The organism is Nakamurella sp. UYEF19, assembly GCF_040546275.1.
In the GTDB taxonomy this organism is placed as follows: Bacteria; Actinomycetota; Actinomycetes; order Mycobacteriales; family Nakamurellaceae; genus Nakamurella.
Genome location: NZ_JBEPNO010000021.1, coordinates 25,107 through 41,677 on the forward strand (window position 1 = coordinate 25,107; position 16,571 = coordinate 41,677).

Consider the following 16,571-nt stretch of genomic DNA (forward strand, 5'->3'; position numbering starts at 1 on the left):
CCCTGCCCTGCAGCCGGCTTCGCACGGCTGTCACCGCCGAACGCCACTCGCCCCGGCGCAGTGCTGCTGCGCCGTCAGAACAGGAGAGCAATGATGCCAACCTCCACCCGCACACCTCGTCGAGGCCGGCGCCGACTGGCGCTGCTCGCGGCCCTGAGCCTCGCGGTCACCACCGTCACGGTGGCGGTCGCCCAACCCTCGGTCGCCGGGTCATCGGTCGAGACTCCGGCAACCCGGTCGGCCGCAGCAGCTGCGGTCGCGCCGAACCTGCTGGGGCACTGGACCTTCGACGAGGGCACCGGTACGAGCGCGGCGGATTCCGCCGGCTCCCACCCCGCCACGCTGACCGGCGGCGCGGCCTGGACCGGCGGGCTGCAGGGCCCCTCGGCACTTGCGGTGAACGGCACCTCCGCGGTGGCCGACACCGGCGCCGCGGTCCTGGACACCTCGACCAGCTTCTCCGTCGTCACCTCGGTGAAGTTGGTCAACCTGAACGGGTTCCAGACCGTCGTGAGCCAGGACGGCAACCAGGTCAGCGGGTTCTTCCTCGGTCTGCGCGGTGACTCCGGAAAGTTCGCCTTCGTGCGGCTGCCCGGTGACGCCGGCTCGAGCCCCGCGGCCTTCCCCTCGTCGCTGACGGCGCCCGTGGCCGGCCAGTGGTACCAGCTGGCCGGTGTCTACGACGCCGACCGCTCCACCCTCTCCCTGTACGTGAACGGCCAGCTGCAGCAGACCACGGCGGCCCCCTCCGGCTGGGCGGCCACCGGCCACCTGGTCATCGGTCGCGGCAAGTACGGGGCCAATCCGGTCGACTTCGTCAACGGTGCGATCGACGATGTCCGGGCCTACAGCGGTGCGTTGAGTCCCGCGGCAGTCGCGCAGCTCTCGCTCGCCGGCGGCTGGCGCCTCGACGAGGGCACCGGCACCGTCGCGGCCGACGACTCGGAGAATCACGCCGACGGCACCCTGTCAGCCGGCGCCACCTGGACGACCGGAGTCGTCGGGACGCACGCCGTTCTGTTCAACGGCACCTCCGGCGCGATCGAGACCCAGAAGCCCGTCTTCGACTCCAGCCGGAGCTTCTCGGTCTCGGCCTGGGCCCGGGTGGACGCGGCCGACGGCTTCCGCACCATCGCCAGCGTCGACGGCACCAACATCAGCGGCTTCTACCTGCAGCGCCGCAATGACGGCAAGTGGGCCTTCGCCCGCCTGGCCGGCGACACGACCGGCGATCCGGCGGCCACCGTCGTCGAGTCAACCACCCCCGCGGTGGTCGGTAGCTGGACCCAGATCCTCGGTGTGTACGACAGTGTCGGCAAGACCATCACCCTCTACGTCAACGGCGTGACGCAGGGTTCTGCCGCCTACACCACCGGCTGGAATGCCACCGGGCACTTCGTCATCGGCCGTGGGCGCTACTACGGCGGACCGGTCGACTTCTTCGCCGGCGCCATCGACGACGTCCACGCCTACCCGGTCGCGCTCGACGCCACCGCGGCGCAGGCACTGGCCACCTCCGGTCGCTGGCACTTCGACGAGGGCAGCGGCACGGTTGCGGTCGACTCCTCCGCGTCCGGGGCGAACGGCACCCTGCGCGGCGCCACCTGGACCCCCGGGGTCTCCGGCTCGGCCATCGCCCTCGGCGGCTCCGCCGACGTCACCATGGGCGCGGCGCCCGCCCTGGATCTGGGCACCGGGTCCAGCAGCGTCTCCGCCTGGTTGAAGACCGGGTCGACCGGCGTCCAGCCGGTGGTGCAGAAGGGCGCGGTGGCGGCAGCCGACACCGGGTACCGCATCGGCGTGGCCGCAGGCAAGGTCACCGCGCGTCTCGGCGGTGGTGCCACCCGCGTCGATATCGCCACCACAGCAGGCGGTTTCGCCGACAGCACCTGGCACAACACGGTGATGGTCACCGATCGGACGGCCCAGCGTCTCACGCTCTACGTGGACGGCATCGCCCAGCCGGTGGTCACCACGACCGGCACCTGCGGCACCGTCACCGGCAACGCGGTCGACATCAGCGGATGTGCCGCTGCGTCCGCGGACAGCACCGCCGACTTCACCGTCGGCAGCACCTCGGGCGCTGCCCCGCGCTTCACCGGAGCCATCGACGAGGTCACCGTCCTGCGCTCTCCGCTGACGGCGCAGCAGGTCTCGATCGCCGCCGGCATCAGCTCGCTGTCCGTCAACGCCGCCGACCAGCGTTCGCTGACGCACTCCACCCAGTACGGCGCGATCCTGGAGGACATCAGCCATTCCGTCGAGGGCGGTGTGTACGCGGAGCTGGTCCGCAACCGTAGTTTCGGTGAGAGCTACGAGAGCGGGAGCGGTGCGGGAGACGGTCCGGTGCCGTACTGGTCGCTGGCCGTGTCCGGTGGTGCAACCGGTACGTTCGCGATCGACACCAAGACTCCACTCAACACCGCGATCACCCGGTCGTTGGACGTACACGTCGGCACCCTGCCGGCGGGCGGCCAGATCTCGCTCAACGACGTCGGCTACTACGGTGTCGAGGTATCGCCGTCGACCAAGTACACCGGATCGCTGTTCGCGAAGGCATCCGCCGGCTTCACCGGCCGGATCCGGGTCAGCCTGACGAAATCTGACGGCACGGTGATCGTCAGCAAGGTGGTCGGTGCCCCGACCACGGCCTGGGGGCAGTACGGCTACACGCTGTCGACAGCGGCCAACACGGGCACCTCCACCGACAACTTCGTCACCGTTTCGCTCGAGAACTCCTGCAGTGGCAGGAAGTGTGCGGCCATCTCCGGGAAGGACGTGTGGCTGTCGACGGTCTCGCTGTTCCCGCCGACGTACAAGAACCGGCCCAACGGCTTGCGGACGGACATCATGACCCAGTTCGCCGCCATGCACCTCGGCCTGCTTCGGGTCCCGGGCGGCAACTACCTGGAGGGCAACACCCTGGACACCCGGTTCAACTGGGAGAAGACCGTCGGGCCGATCTCGCAGCGTCCCGGCCACCAGAACACCGCCTGGGGCTACTGGTCCTCCGACGGCATGGGCATTCTCGAGTACCTGCAGATGGCCGAGGATCTCGGTGCGCAGCCGCTGCTGGCCGTCTACGCCGGCTACAACCTGAACGGCACGCACGTGTCCGAGGCGGACTACCCGCAGTACGTTCAGTCCGCGTTGGACGAGATCCAGTACGCCATCGGCGACCCCTCGACCACCTGGGGGGCCAAGCGCGCCGCGGACGGCCATCCGGCGCCGTTCAAGCTCACCTACGTGGAGATCGGGAACGAGGACTTCTTCGACAACTCCGGTAGCTACGAATGGCGTTTCGCCGACATGTACGACGCCATCAAGGCTGCGTACCCGCAGCTGCAGCTGATCGCCACCACCCCGGTGAGCAGCCGGACGCCGGACGTGGTCGACGATCACTACTACCAGTCGCCGCAGTGGTTCAACGACAACTCCGGCAAGTACGACACGCTCAACCGCAGCGGGCCGAAGGTTCTCGTCGGTGAGTACGGTTCGCTCGAGGGCTCGCCGACCGGTGATCTCGCGGCAGCCGTCGGCGAGGCCGCGTTCCTCACCGGGCTGGAACGCAACAGCGACGTCATCGTCGGCGGCATGTACGCGCCGATCCTCGTCAACGAGAACCAATCGAACTGGCCCACCAACATGATCGGACTCGATGCCGGGAGCAGCTATGGGTCGCCGTCGTACTGGGTCCAGACGATGTTCTCCAACAATCTCGGCAAGGTGGTGCTGGGAAGTTCGCTGTCGCAGGGCAGCGCACTCAAGCAGGTGGTCACGTCGACCACCACCGGCGGGCGGACCACGTTCTACGTGAAGGTGGTCAACCCGTCCTCGCAGCTGCAGTCGGCGCGGATCACCATCGTCAACGTGGCGAGTCTGGACGGCACCTACACCCGGACGGTGCTGACCGGAGATCCGGCTGCCCGCAACACCTTGGCGGGGCCGACTACCGTCGTGCCGGTCACCACCGGCGTTTCCGGCCTGACGAACGGGAAGCTGTTGACGTTCCCGGCGAACTCGGTGACCGTTCTGAAGATCACCGGGAAGTGATGCCGGTGGCCGGGACCTGATCCGGGGTCCGGCGGCCTCGAACGCAGCAGGGCCCGTCCGCACCCGAGGTGCGGACGGGCCCTGCTCTCGTCACTCGGAAAGCTCGCCGGCGATGAACTTCTCGACGTTGTCGCGGGCCTGGTCGTCGGGGAACTGGACCGGCGGCGACTTCATGAAGTAGGACGAGGCGGACGTCAGCGGGCCGCTGACGCCACGGTCCTTGGCGATCTTCACTGCGCGGACGGCGTCGATGATCACGCCGGCGGAGTTCGGCGAGTCCCACACCTCGAGCTTGTACTCCAGGGCCAACGGGACGTCTCCGAATGCCTTGCCCTCCAGACGGACATAGGCCCACTTCCGGTCGTCCAGCCAGGCCACGTAGTCCGACGGACCGATGTGAACGTTGCGGGCACCGAGATCCCTGTCCACCTGGGAGGTCACGGCCTGCGTCTTGGAGATCTTCTTTGACTCCAGACGATCTCGCTCCAGCATGTTCATGAAGTCCATGTTGCCGCCGACATTGAGCTGCATGGTGCGCTCCAGCAGCACGCCGCGGTCCTCGAAGAGCTTGGCCAGCACCCGGTGGGTGATGGTGGCACCGACCTGCGACTTGATGTCGTCCCCGATGATGGGAAGGCCGGCAGCCCGGAACTTGTCGGCCCACTCCTTCGTCCCGGCGATGAACACCGGCAGTGCGTTGACGAAGGCGCAGCCGGCGTCGATGGCGCACTGGGCGTAGAACTTGGCCGCGTGCTCGGACCCGACGGGCAGATAGCAGACGACGACGTCGACCTTCGCGGCCTCGAGGGCGGCGACGACGTCGACCGGCTCGGCATCGGACTCGCTGATCATCTCCCGGTAGTACTTCCCAAGACCGTCGAGGGTGTTGCCGCGCTGCACGATCACGCCCGTCGGCGGCACATCGGCGATCTTGATGGTGTTGTTCTCCGACGACGAGATCGCCTCGGCCAGATCGAAACCGACCTTCTTGGCGTCGACGTCGAAGGCCGCGACGAACTGGAGGTCCGACACGTGGTAATTGCCGAACTGCACGTGCATCAGGCCGGGGACCCTGGCGGCCGGATCGGCGTTGCGGTAGTACTCGACGCCCTGGACGAGCGATGAGGCGCAGTTGCCGACTCCGACGACGGCGACGCGGATGGGATGCGAACCCATGATGGGTATCTCCTTCTCGGTGGTGATGCTTCGATCGGGTCGGCTGCCTGACAAATGGATCACCATGTCACCTGACAAAGTGTTCCCTATGTCAACCTGAGTATCGTCACGATACGCCCATAGGTCGTGCGTTCCGGCACAGAATCGGCTGTGACTCCGGTCGCCGTCCACCCCGGTCCCGGTGTCAGGGCGGTGGTACCCACTCGCCGCCAACGATGCCCGCCACCTGCGGAAATACCGGTGGGGGACACCCGAGATCGAGGTCTGGAGCGCCCGCGTAGGCTGATCGGGTGCGGACGCAACGAGGACTGGTGGACTACGCGCTGCAGCGTCGTGCGCTGCTCGCGGAGGTCATGTCCGGTCGGACCGGGGTGACCGAGGTCTGCGACGCGACGCCCTATCTGATCAGGGCGGCGAAGTTCCACGGGGTGCCGACGGACGTGAGTTGCCCGGTCTGCCGGAAGGAGCCGCTGACCCACGTCTACTGGGTCTACGGCGACGAGATCAAACACATGGCGGGTTCCGCGCGGCAGCCACCGGAGCTCGAGAAGATGGCGACCACGTTCGGCGAGTTCTCCGTCTATCAGGTCGAGGTCTGCCGGACCTGCTCCTGGAACCATCTGGTGGCCTCTTTCGTGATGGGCTTCAAGGGCGAGCAGGCCCCGAAACGTCGGCGTGCCGTCAAGTAGTCCAGGCACACCGCCCGTAGTCCTGGCACACCGCCCGTAGTCCAGGCACACCGCCCGGCAGAGGAGTTTCCGATGGCACAGAGTTCGGCGGACGCATGGTTCGCGGACGCGGTGGTCTACCAGATCTACCCGCGCAGCTTCGTCGATTCCGACGGCGACGGGTTCGGAGACCTGGCCGGAATCACCGGAAAGGTAGACTATCTGGCCGATCTCGGCGTCGATGTGCTCTGGCTGTCACCGATCTATCCGTCCCCCCAGGACGACAACGGTTACGACATCAGCGATTACCAGGACGTCGACCCCCTCTTCGGATCGCTGGAGCTCTTCGACGGGTTGCTGGCCGCCGTCCATGCGCGGGGCATGAAGCTCGTCATGGACCTGGTCGTCAACCACACCTCGGACGAGCACCGGTGGTTCGCCGAGTCCAGGTCATCTCCCGACTCACCGCGGCGCGACTGGTACTGGTGGCGGCCCGCCCGTGACGGGATGGAGCCCGGTACGCCGGGAGCCGAGCCGAACAACTGGGGGTCGTTCTTCTCCGGGCCGGCCTGGGAGTTCGACGAGGCCAGCGGGGAGTACTACCTGCATCTGTTCTCCCGCAAGCAACCTGACCTCAACTGGGAGAATCCCGAGGTCCGGGAGGCCGTCTACTCGATGATGCGGTGGTGGCTGGACCGCGGGGTCGACGGGTTCCGGATGGACGTCGTCAACATGCTCTCCAAGGACGTCGGACTGCCGGACGGGGTGGCGGTGGGCGGCGGCCAACCCGGTGGCGAGCACTTCCTCAACGGCCCTCGCATCCACGAGTTCCTGCACGAGATGCACGCGGAGGTGTTCGCTTCTGGGGAAGGCCGGTTCCTGGCCGTCGGCGAGACACCCGGCGTGACAGTCGATGACGCGAGGCTGTACACCGATCCGGCCAGGGCCGAGGTCGACATGGTCTTCCAGTTCGAGCATGTCGACCTGGATCACGGCAGCTCCAAGTGGGAGCACAAACCGTTGCTGCTCACCGATCTCAAGGCGAGCTTCGGTCGCTGGCAGGCCGGCCTGGCCGAGATCGGTTGGAACAGCCTCTACTGGAACAACCACGACCAACCCCGAGCGGTCTCGCGTTTCGGCGACGACGGGGTCCATCGGGTGCGGTCGGCGAAGGCACTGGCGACCGTGCTGCACCTGCACCGCGGCACGCCCTACGTCTACCAGGGCGAGGAACTGGGGATGACGAACTATCCGTTCTCCTCCATCGACGACTTCCAGGACATCGAGTCCCGCAACCATTACGCGGAAGCCGTTGCGGCGGGCCAGGATCCGGCCTCCGCGCTGGAGTCGCTGCGCCGACCGAGCCGGGACAACGCGAGAACCCCGGTGCAGTGGGACGATTCAGCGCATGCCGGGTTCACCACCGGAACACCATGGCTCCAGGTCAATCCCAACTACCACGAGATCAATACCGTTGCGGCTCTTGCCGATCCGGACTCGGTCCTGCATCACTACCGCAAGCTGATCGCTCTGCGGCACAGCGAGCCCACCGTCGCCCGTGGCGATTTCACCATGCTGCTGCCGAACGACGAGCAGATCTACGCCTTCACCCGCCGGCTGGAGAACACCGAACTCCTGGTGCTGGCCAACCTGTCGGGCGAGACCGCCGATCCGGGTGAGCTGGCGGACTGGGAGGGCGCCGAGTTGGTGATCGGCACGGTGGACATCGACGCCGGCGACATCGACATCGACGCCGGCACACACGCCGGCAACGCTGCGCGGACCGGCAAGCTGGCCCCCTGGGAGGCTGTGGTCCTGCGCCGCACGCTCTGATGCCCCGCCGCGCGGATGAACTCGGCGACTCCTGTCCCACCCGTCCGTTTCACGCCTAGTTGATCCGTGCGGGCGTAGTCGATCCGCGCGGTCAGGGGTGGCGGAGCAAGTGGGAACCGTTGTGGTGCAGCACTGCTCGCAGCCAGTCGTCGCCGAGGTCGAGCTCCACCAGGGACTGGATCTGGACGGAGAACGGGTGCGGGATGTTGGGGAAGTCCGACCCCAGCACCACCCGGTCACCGAGGTCGGCCAGCCGGGGCACCAGGTCGACCGGGAACGGCGCGAGCGCATTCAGGTAAGGCGTGAAGGCCATGGTGGTGTCCAGGTGCACCCGCGGATACTGCTCGACCAGGTCCAGGAACTCGCCGTACTCGGGCGAACCGGCGTGGGCGATGACCAACGTCAGGTCAGGGTGCCGGCGGAGGACCTCGGCGATCGGTCCGGGCCCGGTGAAGGTACCGGGGAACGGTCCGCTGCCGCAGTGGCAGACGACGGGCACCCCGGCGTCGGCGATCATGCCCCAGACGGGGTCCAGCAGTTCATCACGCGGGTCGTAGGCGCCGACCTGGACGTGCGACTTGAACACGGCGGCACCACGGTCCAGGGCAGTGCGGACGTACTCGTCCACCCCGGGCTCCGGGTAGAACGTCGCCGATGGCACACAACCGGGTGTCCTGGCCCCGAAATCCATGGCCCAGTCGCTCAGCCACTGCCCCATCCCGGCCCGGTGCGCGTACGTCAGAGCCGTGAAGCCGGTGACGCCGAGCGCCGACAGCGTGGCGAGCCGGACCGACTCGTCCTGCCGGTACTCGATGGGCCACTGCATCCCCACCGTCGGGGGCACCTTGTCGAAGTAGTCCCACACCTTGCGCAGCACGTTGTCCGGCATGAAGTGCACGTGGATGTCGACCATGCCGGGCAGGCCGAGAGCGGCGAGGAAGGCGGGCAGATCGTCATCGGTGAGCACGGTGAACGATTGGATCACACCCGTCCGCAGGTCGAACTTCGCCCAGGACACACTCGGCTCACCCCGGTCCCAGTAGCATCGCGCCGTGGACGAACTCGGGAAGCAGCCTGCCGGCGACGACGCTACGGGTGCTGCCATCCCCGGTGTCGGGTCGGGAACCGGGTCCGGCGCCCCGCCCGAGGGGGTCTTCGGTGCCGACGAGATCGCCAGGGTCGAGACCGCGTCCGGGCTGAGCCGCTCGGCGACCCTGTCACCCACCGAACGCGTCATCCCGACCTGGACCGACCCGACCGTGCGCCGCGCTTCGGAGGTGATCGGCGGCCCGCTCGGCCGTCATGCCATCGTCGGTCGGGCGGTCTGGCTGACGCCGCTGCGGGTCTGCCTGCTGATGGCCATCCTCATCCTCATCTTCGGCTGGCTGTTCAAGGCCGCCTGCATCCAGCAGGGTCCGAACGGGGACGGCGGCGGCGTCACCCTTGACCAGAGCGGCCAGCGCCCGTGGATCACCGGTTGCTACAACGACGTCGTGCCGCTGTACGGCAGCCACAAACTCGACACCCAGGCGATGCCGTACAAGACGTCATGGGTCGACACCGACGGCACCACGCACTACATGGAGTACCCGGTCGTCACCGGCTACTTCATGTGGGGCGTCAGCGAGCTGGCCAAGTACTACGTCAAGTTCGCAGGGCCGGCCGGTCTGCCGGTCCCCCTGGACGTCGCCGCCTACTTCACCATCGGCGCCATCATTCTCGGCATGTTCTACCTCTGGGCGGTCGCCTCGACGGCTCGGATCGCCCGGCGACGGGTCTGGGACGTGGCGATCATGTGTCTGTCCCCGCTGCTCATCGTGCATGCCTTCACCAACTGGGACCTGCTGGCGATCGGCATGACGGCCGGCGCGATGGCCGCGTGGGCGAGGGGTCGACCGGTGCTGGCCGGCGCCCTGATCGGGCTGGGCACCGCGGCGAAGCTCTATCCCGTGCTGCTGCTCGGCCCGTTGCTGCTGCTCTGCCTCCGCACGGGGAAGCTCCAGGGTTTCGTCCGGTCGACGATCGCCGCCGCCGTGGTCTGGCTCGCGATCAACCTTCCGATCATGGCGCTCTTTCCGACCGGTTGGTACGAGTTCATCAAGCTCAATTCCGAGCGCCCCGCCGAATACGACTCCTGGTACTCGATCTACACCACGCTGTCCGGCAGCACGGTCTTCGACAACGCCAGGGGGGCCGACTCACCGACGCTGCTCAACGTCCTGTCGCTGCTGCTCTTCGCGCTCGCGTGTCTGGCCATCGGATGGTTCGCGTTGTCCGCGACGCGACGGCCCCGGCTGGCTCAGTTGATCTTCCTGGTGGTCGCGGCGTTCCTGCTGACCAACAAGGTGTGGTCGCCGCAGTACAGCCTCTGGTTGCTGCCGCTGGTGACGCTCGCCTTGCCACGCTGGCGGCCCGTGCTGGCCTGGCAGTTCTCCGAGGCCGTCGTCTGGATCCTGCTGATGCTGTCCTTCGCCGGCGTGGAGAACAAGGGTCTTTCGATCTATCCGTTCATCGGTGCGGCGATCCTGCGTGACATCCTGCTGGTGATGTTGGTGGTCAGGGTGATCCGCGAGATCCAACACCCGGCAAACGATCTCATTCGGATGGCAGGTGACGACGACCCGTCCGGTGGGGTGCTGGAGAATTCACCCGACCGCTTCGTGCTGCCCTCGATCGGGGCGCTCTGGAACGACCTGAAGCGGCCGGCACCCGAGCGGGAAACGGTCCTGGTTGGCGCGCCGGACGACGGCTCGTCCAGTTCAGTGATCCAATCGGACTCGGCGGTTCGACCGGGCTCGGCGCTCCGACAGACGGATGACGAACTTCAGCCCTGACCAGGTCGGATCGATCGCGGCGACCTTGATGTCGACCCGGCCGCCGGCGAGGCCGTAGTCGCGGACGACGACATCCGTCAGGTCGGTGACGATCCCGGACGCCCGCTTGGGCCAGCACACCCAGAGACTGCCGGTCGTCGTGTGCGCTGCCTTTGCGAAGCCGAAAAGGCTGTGCAGCGTGGAGCTTTCGGGGCAGAAGAGCAGCACCACGGGATAGCTGCCGGGTTTGCCCATCCGTAGTGCGTCGTCCGGTCCGTCTGCGATCGCCAGGCTGGTGACGTCGAATTCGAACGGGTCGCCGAGCACCAGTACCGGTTCGCCGGGCCTGATGCCGAGTTTGCGCCGCAGGGGACCACCGGATTGGTCGCTGGTCACCGTGTCGTCCGGGACAAGCGGGTTGCCAAGGTGGACTGGGCGACCGTGGTGGCCGGCGCGGCCCGTGGCCTGCACCCCAGGACCAGGAGCGCGCCGACCGTGGTGGCGATGGTGGTGAACACGACGGCGTGGTTCCAGCCGCTGATCAGCGACTGCTGGGGCGTCCCGGAATGTACCGACGTCGCCATGATCGCGACGATCGTGACGCCGATTGCCGACCCCAGATACCGCGCGGTGTTGTTGGCCCCGCTGCCCATCCCGGCCCGCGCGGGCGGGACGGTGGCCACCGATTCCCGGCCCAGCGCCGCGTTGATGACGCCTGTCCCGATGCCGGCGACGATCAGTCCGGGGACGGCCTGCAGGACGGAGGAGTCGGTGCGCTGCCAGCCCATCGCTGCCTGTCCCAGCGCCACCACCAGCAGTCCGAGGACGAACTGCACGCGGCCCGTCATCCTCAGATGCCGTGCCGCCAGCGAGGTGAGCACGCTGAACGCGGACCAGCCGAGCAGGGCGATGGCCGCGACCAGCTCGGACTCGTGCATCCCGCGCTGCAGGACCGTCGAGAAGAACGACATCTGGGCGATGACCCCGAGGCCGGTGGCCAGCGCCGCGACGTTGACCGCGACGAACGCCGGATTGCCGAAGAGCTTCGGATCCAGCATCGGCGAGACGCTCCTGATCTCCGCGGCGACGAACGCGACCAGCAGCAGGACACCCCCGATGACCAGGACGAGGACGGACGGTCTGGCGAGGCCGGAGCGGGCCAGGGTGAGGCCGGCGATCAGCGCACCGAGTCCGGTGGACAGCAGGATGACGCCCGCCCAGTCGATCCGGCGGCGGTGGTGTGCCCTGGACTCGGTCAGCAGGTGCGCGCCCGCGAAGGCCAGCGCCACCGAGAGGATCGCGACCAGGCCGTACGCCGCGCGCCAGTTGATCGCCAGCCCCAACCCGGCGGCCATCAACGGACCGACGGCGATCCCGCCGCCGAGGGCCGCGCCCCAGATCCCAGAGGCCTTGGCCCGGCCCGGTCCCGTTGGGAACTGGTGGCTGATCAGCGCCAGACTGCACGCGATGACGGCCGCTGCCCCGACTCCCTCGAGGATGCGGCCGATGATCAGCACCACGTCGTTCGGCGCCAGCGCACACGGGATGCTGGCGATGCCCAGCACCGTCGCCCCGATGATGAAGACCCGGCGCCGGCCGAAGTCGTCGGCGAGCGCGCCGCTGGTGAGCAGGGCCACGGCGAGGCCGAGGCTCATCGAGCTGAGGATCCAGGCCTGCGCGCCGGGGCCCGCGTTCAGGCCCTTGGCGGTGTCGGCCAGCGAGGCGACCGGTGTGGTGAAGGAGATCAGTGCGATCAGCGTGCCTGCCGCCGCGACCCACAGCGTGCGGCTCGCGAGCTGGGTGGAGCTCGGCTGGACGCCGGCGGCACCTGGTGTCGTGGCAGACATGACCGCCAGTCTGCCCGAGGCCCATACGGTGGGGTTGCCTCGCTCACGTCCGAGCGCAGGCACCTGGGCGTTTTGGCTGGTCCGGCCCGCACTGGTAGGCTTCAAGGGTTGTGCTGCGCCCGCCGACATCGGCGGGCTCTTTTTGCGGCCCGACATCCTCCTGCCGCGGAAAGACCGCGGCCGACGAGTCCACAGGAGGTGCACGTGAGCGTATCCACCGCTCCGCGTCACTACGAATTGCTGCTCATCCTCGACCCCAACCTCGACGAGCGAACTGTTTCGCCGTCGATCGACACGTTCCTCAACGTGATCCGCCAGGGCGGCGGAAGCGTCGAGAACGTCGACATCTGGGGCAAGCGCCGGTTGGCGTTCGAGATCAGGAAGAACCCGGAAGGCATCTACGCCGTCATCAAGGTGACCGCGCAGTCGGCCACCGTCGACGAACTGGACCGTCAGCTGAACCTGAACGAGTCCGTGCTCCGCACGAAGATCACCCGCACCCCGGAGAAGATCCGCGTCCGCCGCACCCGCAACAACAAGAAGTAGGTCCCGGTCATGGCTGGCGACACCGTCATCACCGTGGTGGGCAATCTGACTGCCGACCCGGAGCTGCGTTTCACCGCCTCGGGCGCTGCCGTCGCGAACTTCACCGTCGCGTCGACACCGCGGACGTTCGACCGTGCCTCCAATGAATGGAAGGACGGCGAGGCGCTCTTCCTGCGCTGCAACATCTGGCGGCAGGCAGCCGAGAACGTGGCCGAGTCCCTCACCAGGGGTTCGCGCGTGATCGTCTCCGGTCGGCTCAAGCAGCGGTCCTTCGAAACGAAGGAAGGCGAGAAGCGCACCGTCATCGAGCTCGAGGTCGACGAGATCGGCCCGTCCCTGCGCTACGCAACGGCGAAGGTCAACCGCGCGAACCGCGGTCCCGAAACCGGTGGCGGCGGCGGTTACGGCGGCTCCGGTAGCGGCGGCGGCGGTAACAGCGGCGGCGGTAACAGCGGCGGCGGGGGAGGCGGCTACTCCGGTGGCGGTCGTTCCTCTGGCGGAGGCAGTGCACCGGCCGACGACCCATGGGGCTCAGCGCCTCCGGCCGGCGGCGGGTATTCCGACGAGCCCCCGTTCTGATCCCCGTCCCATTCACCGGGCGCGTTCGTCCCGACTGCATCTCGAACAGCAAACAACCCAAATAACTCTCACCGATGACTTCGTCAGAGGTGCCTCGATTCCGGAGGAATCCCAGTGCCAAAGCCCCCCGTACGGAAGATCAAGAAGAAGGTCTGCGGTTTCTGCAAGGACAACGCAGCCCCGATCGACTACAAGGACACGAACCTGCTGCGCAAGTTCATCTCCGACCGCGGCAAGATCCGCGCCCGCCGGGTCACCGGCAACTGCACCCAGCACCAGCGCGACGTCGCCACGGCCGTGAAGAACGCCCGCGAGGTCGCTCTGCTGCCCTACACCTCGACCGCACGATAGAGAAAGGGACTCCCACTCATGAAGCTGATTCTGACCACCGACGTCCCTGGACTCGGAGCTCCCGGCGACATCGTCGAGGTGCGTGACGGCTACGGCCGCAACTTCCTGCTCCCGCAGAGCAAGGCCATCGTCGCCACCAAGGGCGCCGAGAAGCAGGTCGCGACGATCAAGCGCGCCCAGCTGGCCCGCGAGATCCGCGGCACCGAGCACGCGAACGAGGTGAAGCAGGCTCTCGAGAAGCTCACCGTCTCGATCACCGCCCGGACCACCGGCGACGGCACCAAGCTGTTCGGTTCCATCACCACGGTCGACGTCGCTGCTGCGATCAAGGCCGCCGGCGGTCCGTCCGTCGACAAGCGCACCATCGAGACCGGCGGGCACATCAAGTCCGTCGGATCGCACCCGGTGTCGGTCAAGCTGCACCCCGGCGTGACCGCCAACGTCGCCCTGGTCGTCAAGGCCGGCTGATCGCCGCCTGACGTTTTGGCACGGAACAGCAGTGGCCCCGGTCTCCTCCGGGGCCACTGCTGTTCCTGCAGTCGGACCGGGTCTTGCAGAAAGTCGGACGGGGTCTTGGAGATCAGGGCCGAACGCGTGGCCGGCGGTGGTGGTTCAGCGGGCCGGGCGTGGTGTTTCAGCCGTGGGCCGATCGCATCCTGGCCAGCAGGCGGCTGGGTAGTGGGAGCGCAGACCGAAATCGGGTGCAGCGGCCGGTCGGACACAGGCCGCAGTCCGTGCCGGCGCGAAAATGTTGGTGAGCGGCGGCCTCGTGTCCGCATCGACAGATCTCCCCGGCGCCCGGATCGAACAACCTCATCGACACGCCCCCTCCCCGGAATACTGCTACCAGCCGAGCGCATCCGGTCGGGTCGGCGTACCACCCGTCGAGGGCATCCGGACCTCCTCGGTCCCTGCCACGAGTTTAGCCCGCTCTGTGCTTTTCAGGTCACTCAAGGTGGCCGGAGCCTCGCTGTCAGTTCCGGCGTTCGGCTGGACTTCAGGGCGTCTCGTCGTCCGGATCGATCGAGGGCAGATCATCGCCGTCGGACGGATCTCCGGCATCCGAAGGCGTGGCGGCGGCCCAGATGGCCGGGCCGATGTGGCTGCGTCCCGCATGCCAGGCCACGATGTCCAGCGCGCGTAGGGGCGTGATCACCGGGCGGGTCGCCAGCGCGGCGACCTCCGCGAAGAACTCGCGGCCGTCGCGCAGATCGGTGATGATCGCCTGCCCGAGCATCGGCAGGAACTCCTGCCAGGTGCGCTTGCGGTCGCGGGAGATCGGGGCGTCGTCGGTTCCGCGGTAGCAGTAGTCGACGAACCGGTCGTAGAGCGGGATGAACGCGGGCCGCTTGCGATGCATCACCTTTGCCAGGATCGATCCGCGGGCGTTCACCGGGAGATCGTCGGAATCCAGCACGGCGAACAGCTCGCCCAGCCGCGCGAGCTCCGTCGGGCCGGCCTCGACAAGCCTTGCGTCCAAGGGGATGTCGACGAGCCAGCGTTCCAGGTGCGGCCGGATCGCAGCCAGGGCGTAGAAGGTCCGTGAGTTCATCTCGGCGTTCAGCAGCACCGGGGCCACGAAATCCGCATCGCTGATCTGCCAGGGTCCGCCCTCGGACCCGAAGGAGTCGTAGGCGGGATAGCCGAACCGATCCCGCCGGCTCAGGTAGCTGCGTGCCGACTCCAGGGCCGACCCGCGGTTGATCTCGACTCCACCGATTCGTAGCACGCTGGGGCTCTCCGTCACTGGTCTCCGCTCCTTGGGTGAGGCATCGCTCTCGAACTCGCGCTCCGGCGCCGCCAGCCTAGAAGACCGCTCCGCCGGCCCGGTGGGCGGTGCGGTGGCGGAGCGGCAGGCTGGTTGCGACGGGGACACGGCCGGGCGATACGGACGTGGCCGGGCGTCGGTCACGCGATCCCGGCAGCGATGACGGCCAGGAACGCAGCGGCGGCAACCTGATCGCCGTCGATCACGGGCTCGGTGAACGCCTTCCGGCCCCAGAGCCACGCATCCAGCTCGCCGGCCGACCCGCTCACCGTGAACGCAGGTTCGGCCGAGGTCGGCTCGTCGAGAACCTGGATCGTCGGTTCGTCGAAGGTCTTGCCCGAGGTGGGGCCGGTGCCGCACCACCGCCCGAGGGTGAAGTCCCACCGGGTGCCGGTGTCGGTGGCGATCACCCGCCCGGCGCCGGGCAGCGATCGATGGTGGGCCCAGGCCGGATAGCCGCCGAACATGACCCGTAGTGCCTCGTCCACGCCGTCATCGGCGAGCGCGGACCCGAGTGGACCGACCTGGCCGACCGTCAGCTCGGCATCCAGGCGGTGGATCAGGGCCTCCTGAGCCTGCCGCCGTCGGATGAAGCCCACCGACTGCTCGTCGGCCCAGGTCCACACCGCAACGTCATCGGTCGTCTCCCCGAGAGTCTGGAGGAGTGCGTTGCTGGCCTCCACGAAACCGGTCAGCAGACCCTGGTAGTCGACGTCGGGCTGCTCGGGCCACCGGGTCGGCTCGGTCTGCAACCGCTCGCGCACGATCGTCCCCCAGGACGTCTGGACCTCGGTGAGGTGCCACAGCAGGTCGGTTGCCGTCCACCCGGGGCAGGACGGCACCGGGGCGGCCGGGTCGGCGTTGGACAGGCATTCGTGGAACCGGACGGACTCGCGGCGGAGGTCGGCCAGGTAGTCGAGATCGGACATGCGGACAA

At 68.0% G+C, this 16,571-nt stretch carries 14 protein-coding genes; 8 read left to right on the forward strand and 6 right to left on the reverse strand.

From position 1 onward, the window contains the following. Positions 1–93: 93 nt before the first annotated feature. Complete coding sequence (locus ABIB25_RS22125; protein ID WP_354530689.1) at positions 94–4,053, forward strand: alpha-L-arabinofuranosidase family protein; 3,960 nt, start codon at positions 94–96, stop codon at positions 4,051–4,053. Positions 4,054–4,143: 90 nt separating this feature from the next. Here ABIB25_RS22125 and ABIB25_RS22130 read toward each other — a convergent pair whose 3' ends face one another. Then, complete coding sequence (locus ABIB25_RS22130) at positions 4,144–5,229, reverse strand: inositol-3-phosphate synthase (RefSeq protein WP_354530690.1); 1,086 nt, start codon at positions 5,227–5,229, stop codon at positions 4,144–4,146. 290 nt (positions 5,230–5,519) lie between these two features. Between ABIB25_RS22130 and ABIB25_RS22135 the strand changes: the two genes are divergently transcribed. Together ABIB25_RS22135 and ABIB25_RS22140 are read left to right on the forward strand one after the other, a co-directional pair. Continuing rightward, positions 5,520–5,918 (forward strand): DUF5318 domain-containing protein, encoded by a 399-nt coding sequence (locus tag ABIB25_RS22135; protein ID WP_354530691.1) that lies wholly within the window; start codon positions 5,520–5,522, stop codon positions 5,916–5,918. Positions 5,919–5,990: 72 nt separating this feature from the next. Further along, complete coding sequence (locus ABIB25_RS22140; RefSeq protein WP_354530692.1) at positions 5,991–7,730, forward strand: glycoside hydrolase family 13 protein; 1,740 nt, start codon at positions 5,991–5,993, stop codon at positions 7,728–7,730. 91 nt (positions 7,731–7,821) lie between these two features. Here the strand turns inward: ABIB25_RS22140 and ABIB25_RS22145 are convergent, their stop codons facing one another. Continuing rightward, entirely contained in the window at positions 7,822–8,643 is an 822-nt protein-coding gene (locus ABIB25_RS22145; protein WP_354530753.1) for an amidohydrolase family protein, read from the reverse strand. A 139-nt stretch (positions 8,644–8,782) separates the two neighbouring features. On the opposite strand from ABIB25_RS22145, the gene ABIB25_RS22150 reads away from it, so the two are divergent. Beyond that, positions 8,783–10,564, forward strand: coding sequence for a glycosyltransferase family 87 protein (locus ABIB25_RS22150; RefSeq protein ID WP_354530693.1), 1,782 nt, complete (start codon positions 8,783–8,785; stop codon positions 10,562–10,564). Here ABIB25_RS22150 and ABIB25_RS22155 read toward each other — a convergent pair. Next, complete coding sequence (locus ABIB25_RS22155) at positions 10,490–10,939, reverse strand: DUF3052 domain-containing protein (protein WP_354530694.1); 450 nt, start codon at positions 10,937–10,939, stop codon at positions 10,490–10,492. The two genes, ABIB25_RS22150 and ABIB25_RS22155, sit on opposite strands and share 75 nt — an antisense overlap. Further along, the gene (locus tag ABIB25_RS22160; RefSeq protein WP_354530695.1) at positions 10,936–12,390 is read right to left on the reverse strand and encodes an MFS transporter; all 1,455 of its coding nucleotides are present in this window, start codon (positions 12,388–12,390) and stop codon (positions 10,936–10,938) included. The genes ABIB25_RS22155 and ABIB25_RS22160 overlap by 4 nt, the downstream gene beginning before the upstream one ends. Positions 12,391–12,594: 204 nt before the next feature. Here ABIB25_RS22160 and rpsF point away from each other — a divergent pair, with 204 nt between their 5' ends. The 4 genes from rpsF (at position 12,595) to rplI (ending at position 14,334) form a co-directional block, all read left to right on the forward strand. After that, a complete protein-coding gene (gene rpsF, locus ABIB25_RS22165; RefSeq protein WP_354530696.1) occupies positions 12,595–12,936 on the forward strand; it encodes a 30S ribosomal protein S6 in 342 nt (113 codons plus the stop codon). A 9-nt stretch (positions 12,937–12,945) separates the two neighbouring features. Then, positions 12,946–13,515: a single-stranded DNA-binding protein gene (locus ABIB25_RS22170; protein ID WP_354530697.1), complete on the forward strand. Its 570-nt coding sequence runs from the start codon at positions 12,946–12,948 to the stop codon at positions 13,513–13,515. Between the two features lie 114 nt (positions 13,516–13,629). Continuing rightward, positions 13,630–13,866 (forward strand): 30S ribosomal protein S18, encoded by a 237-nt coding sequence (rpsR, locus tag ABIB25_RS22175; RefSeq protein WP_354530698.1) that lies wholly within the window; start codon positions 13,630–13,632, stop codon positions 13,864–13,866. A gap of 18 nt (positions 13,867–13,884) precedes the next feature. After that, the gene (rplI, locus tag ABIB25_RS22180) at positions 13,885–14,334 is read left to right on the forward strand and encodes a 50S ribosomal protein L9 (RefSeq protein WP_354530699.1); all 450 of its coding nucleotides are present in this window, start codon (positions 13,885–13,887) and stop codon (positions 14,332–14,334) included. Between the two features lie 529 nt (positions 14,335–14,863). Here rplI and ABIB25_RS22185 read toward each other — a convergent pair. After that, the gene (locus ABIB25_RS22185; protein ID WP_354530700.1) at positions 14,864–15,613 is read right to left on the reverse strand and encodes a DUF6308 family protein; all 750 of its coding nucleotides are present in this window, start codon (positions 15,611–15,613) and stop codon (positions 14,864–14,866) included. A gap of 161 nt (positions 15,614–15,774) precedes the next feature. After that, the gene (locus ABIB25_RS22190; protein WP_354530701.1) at positions 15,775–16,563 is read right to left on the reverse strand and encodes a maleylpyruvate isomerase family mycothiol-dependent enzyme; all 789 of its coding nucleotides are present in this window, start codon (positions 16,561–16,563) and stop codon (positions 15,775–15,777) included. Positions 16,564–16,571 lie beyond the last annotated feature (8 nt).

Coding starts and splice junctions, on each gene's coding strand:
- ABIB25_RS22170 (WP_354530697.1), top strand. CDS start 12,946: ATGGCTGGCGACACCGTCATCACCGTGGTGGGCAATCTGACTGCCGAC.
- ABIB25_RS22140 (WP_354530692.1), top strand. CDS start 5,991: ATGGCACAGAGTTCGGCGGACGCATGGTTCGCGGACGCGGTGGTCTAC.
- ABIB25_RS22130 (WP_354530690.1), bottom strand. CDS start 5,229: ATGGGTTCGCATCCCATCCGCGTCGCCGTCGTCGGAGTCGGCAACTGC.
- ABIB25_RS22190 (WP_354530701.1), bottom strand. CDS start 16,563: ATGTCCGATCTCGACTACCTGGCCGACCTCCGCCGCGAGTCCGTCCGG.
- ABIB25_RS22160 (WP_354530695.1), bottom strand. CDS start 12,390: ATGTCTGCCACGACACCAGGTGCCGCCGGCGTCCAGCCGAGCTCCACC.
- rplI (WP_354530699.1), top strand. CDS start 13,885: ATGAAGCTGATTCTGACCACCGACGTCCCTGGACTCGGAGCTCCCGGC.
- ABIB25_RS22145 (WP_354530753.1), bottom strand. CDS start 8,643: ATGGTCGACATCCACGTGCACTTCATGCCGGACAACGTGCTGCGCAAG.
- ABIB25_RS22125 (WP_354530689.1), top strand. CDS start 94: ATGCCAACCTCCACCCGCACACCTCGTCGAGGCCGGCGCCGACTGGCG.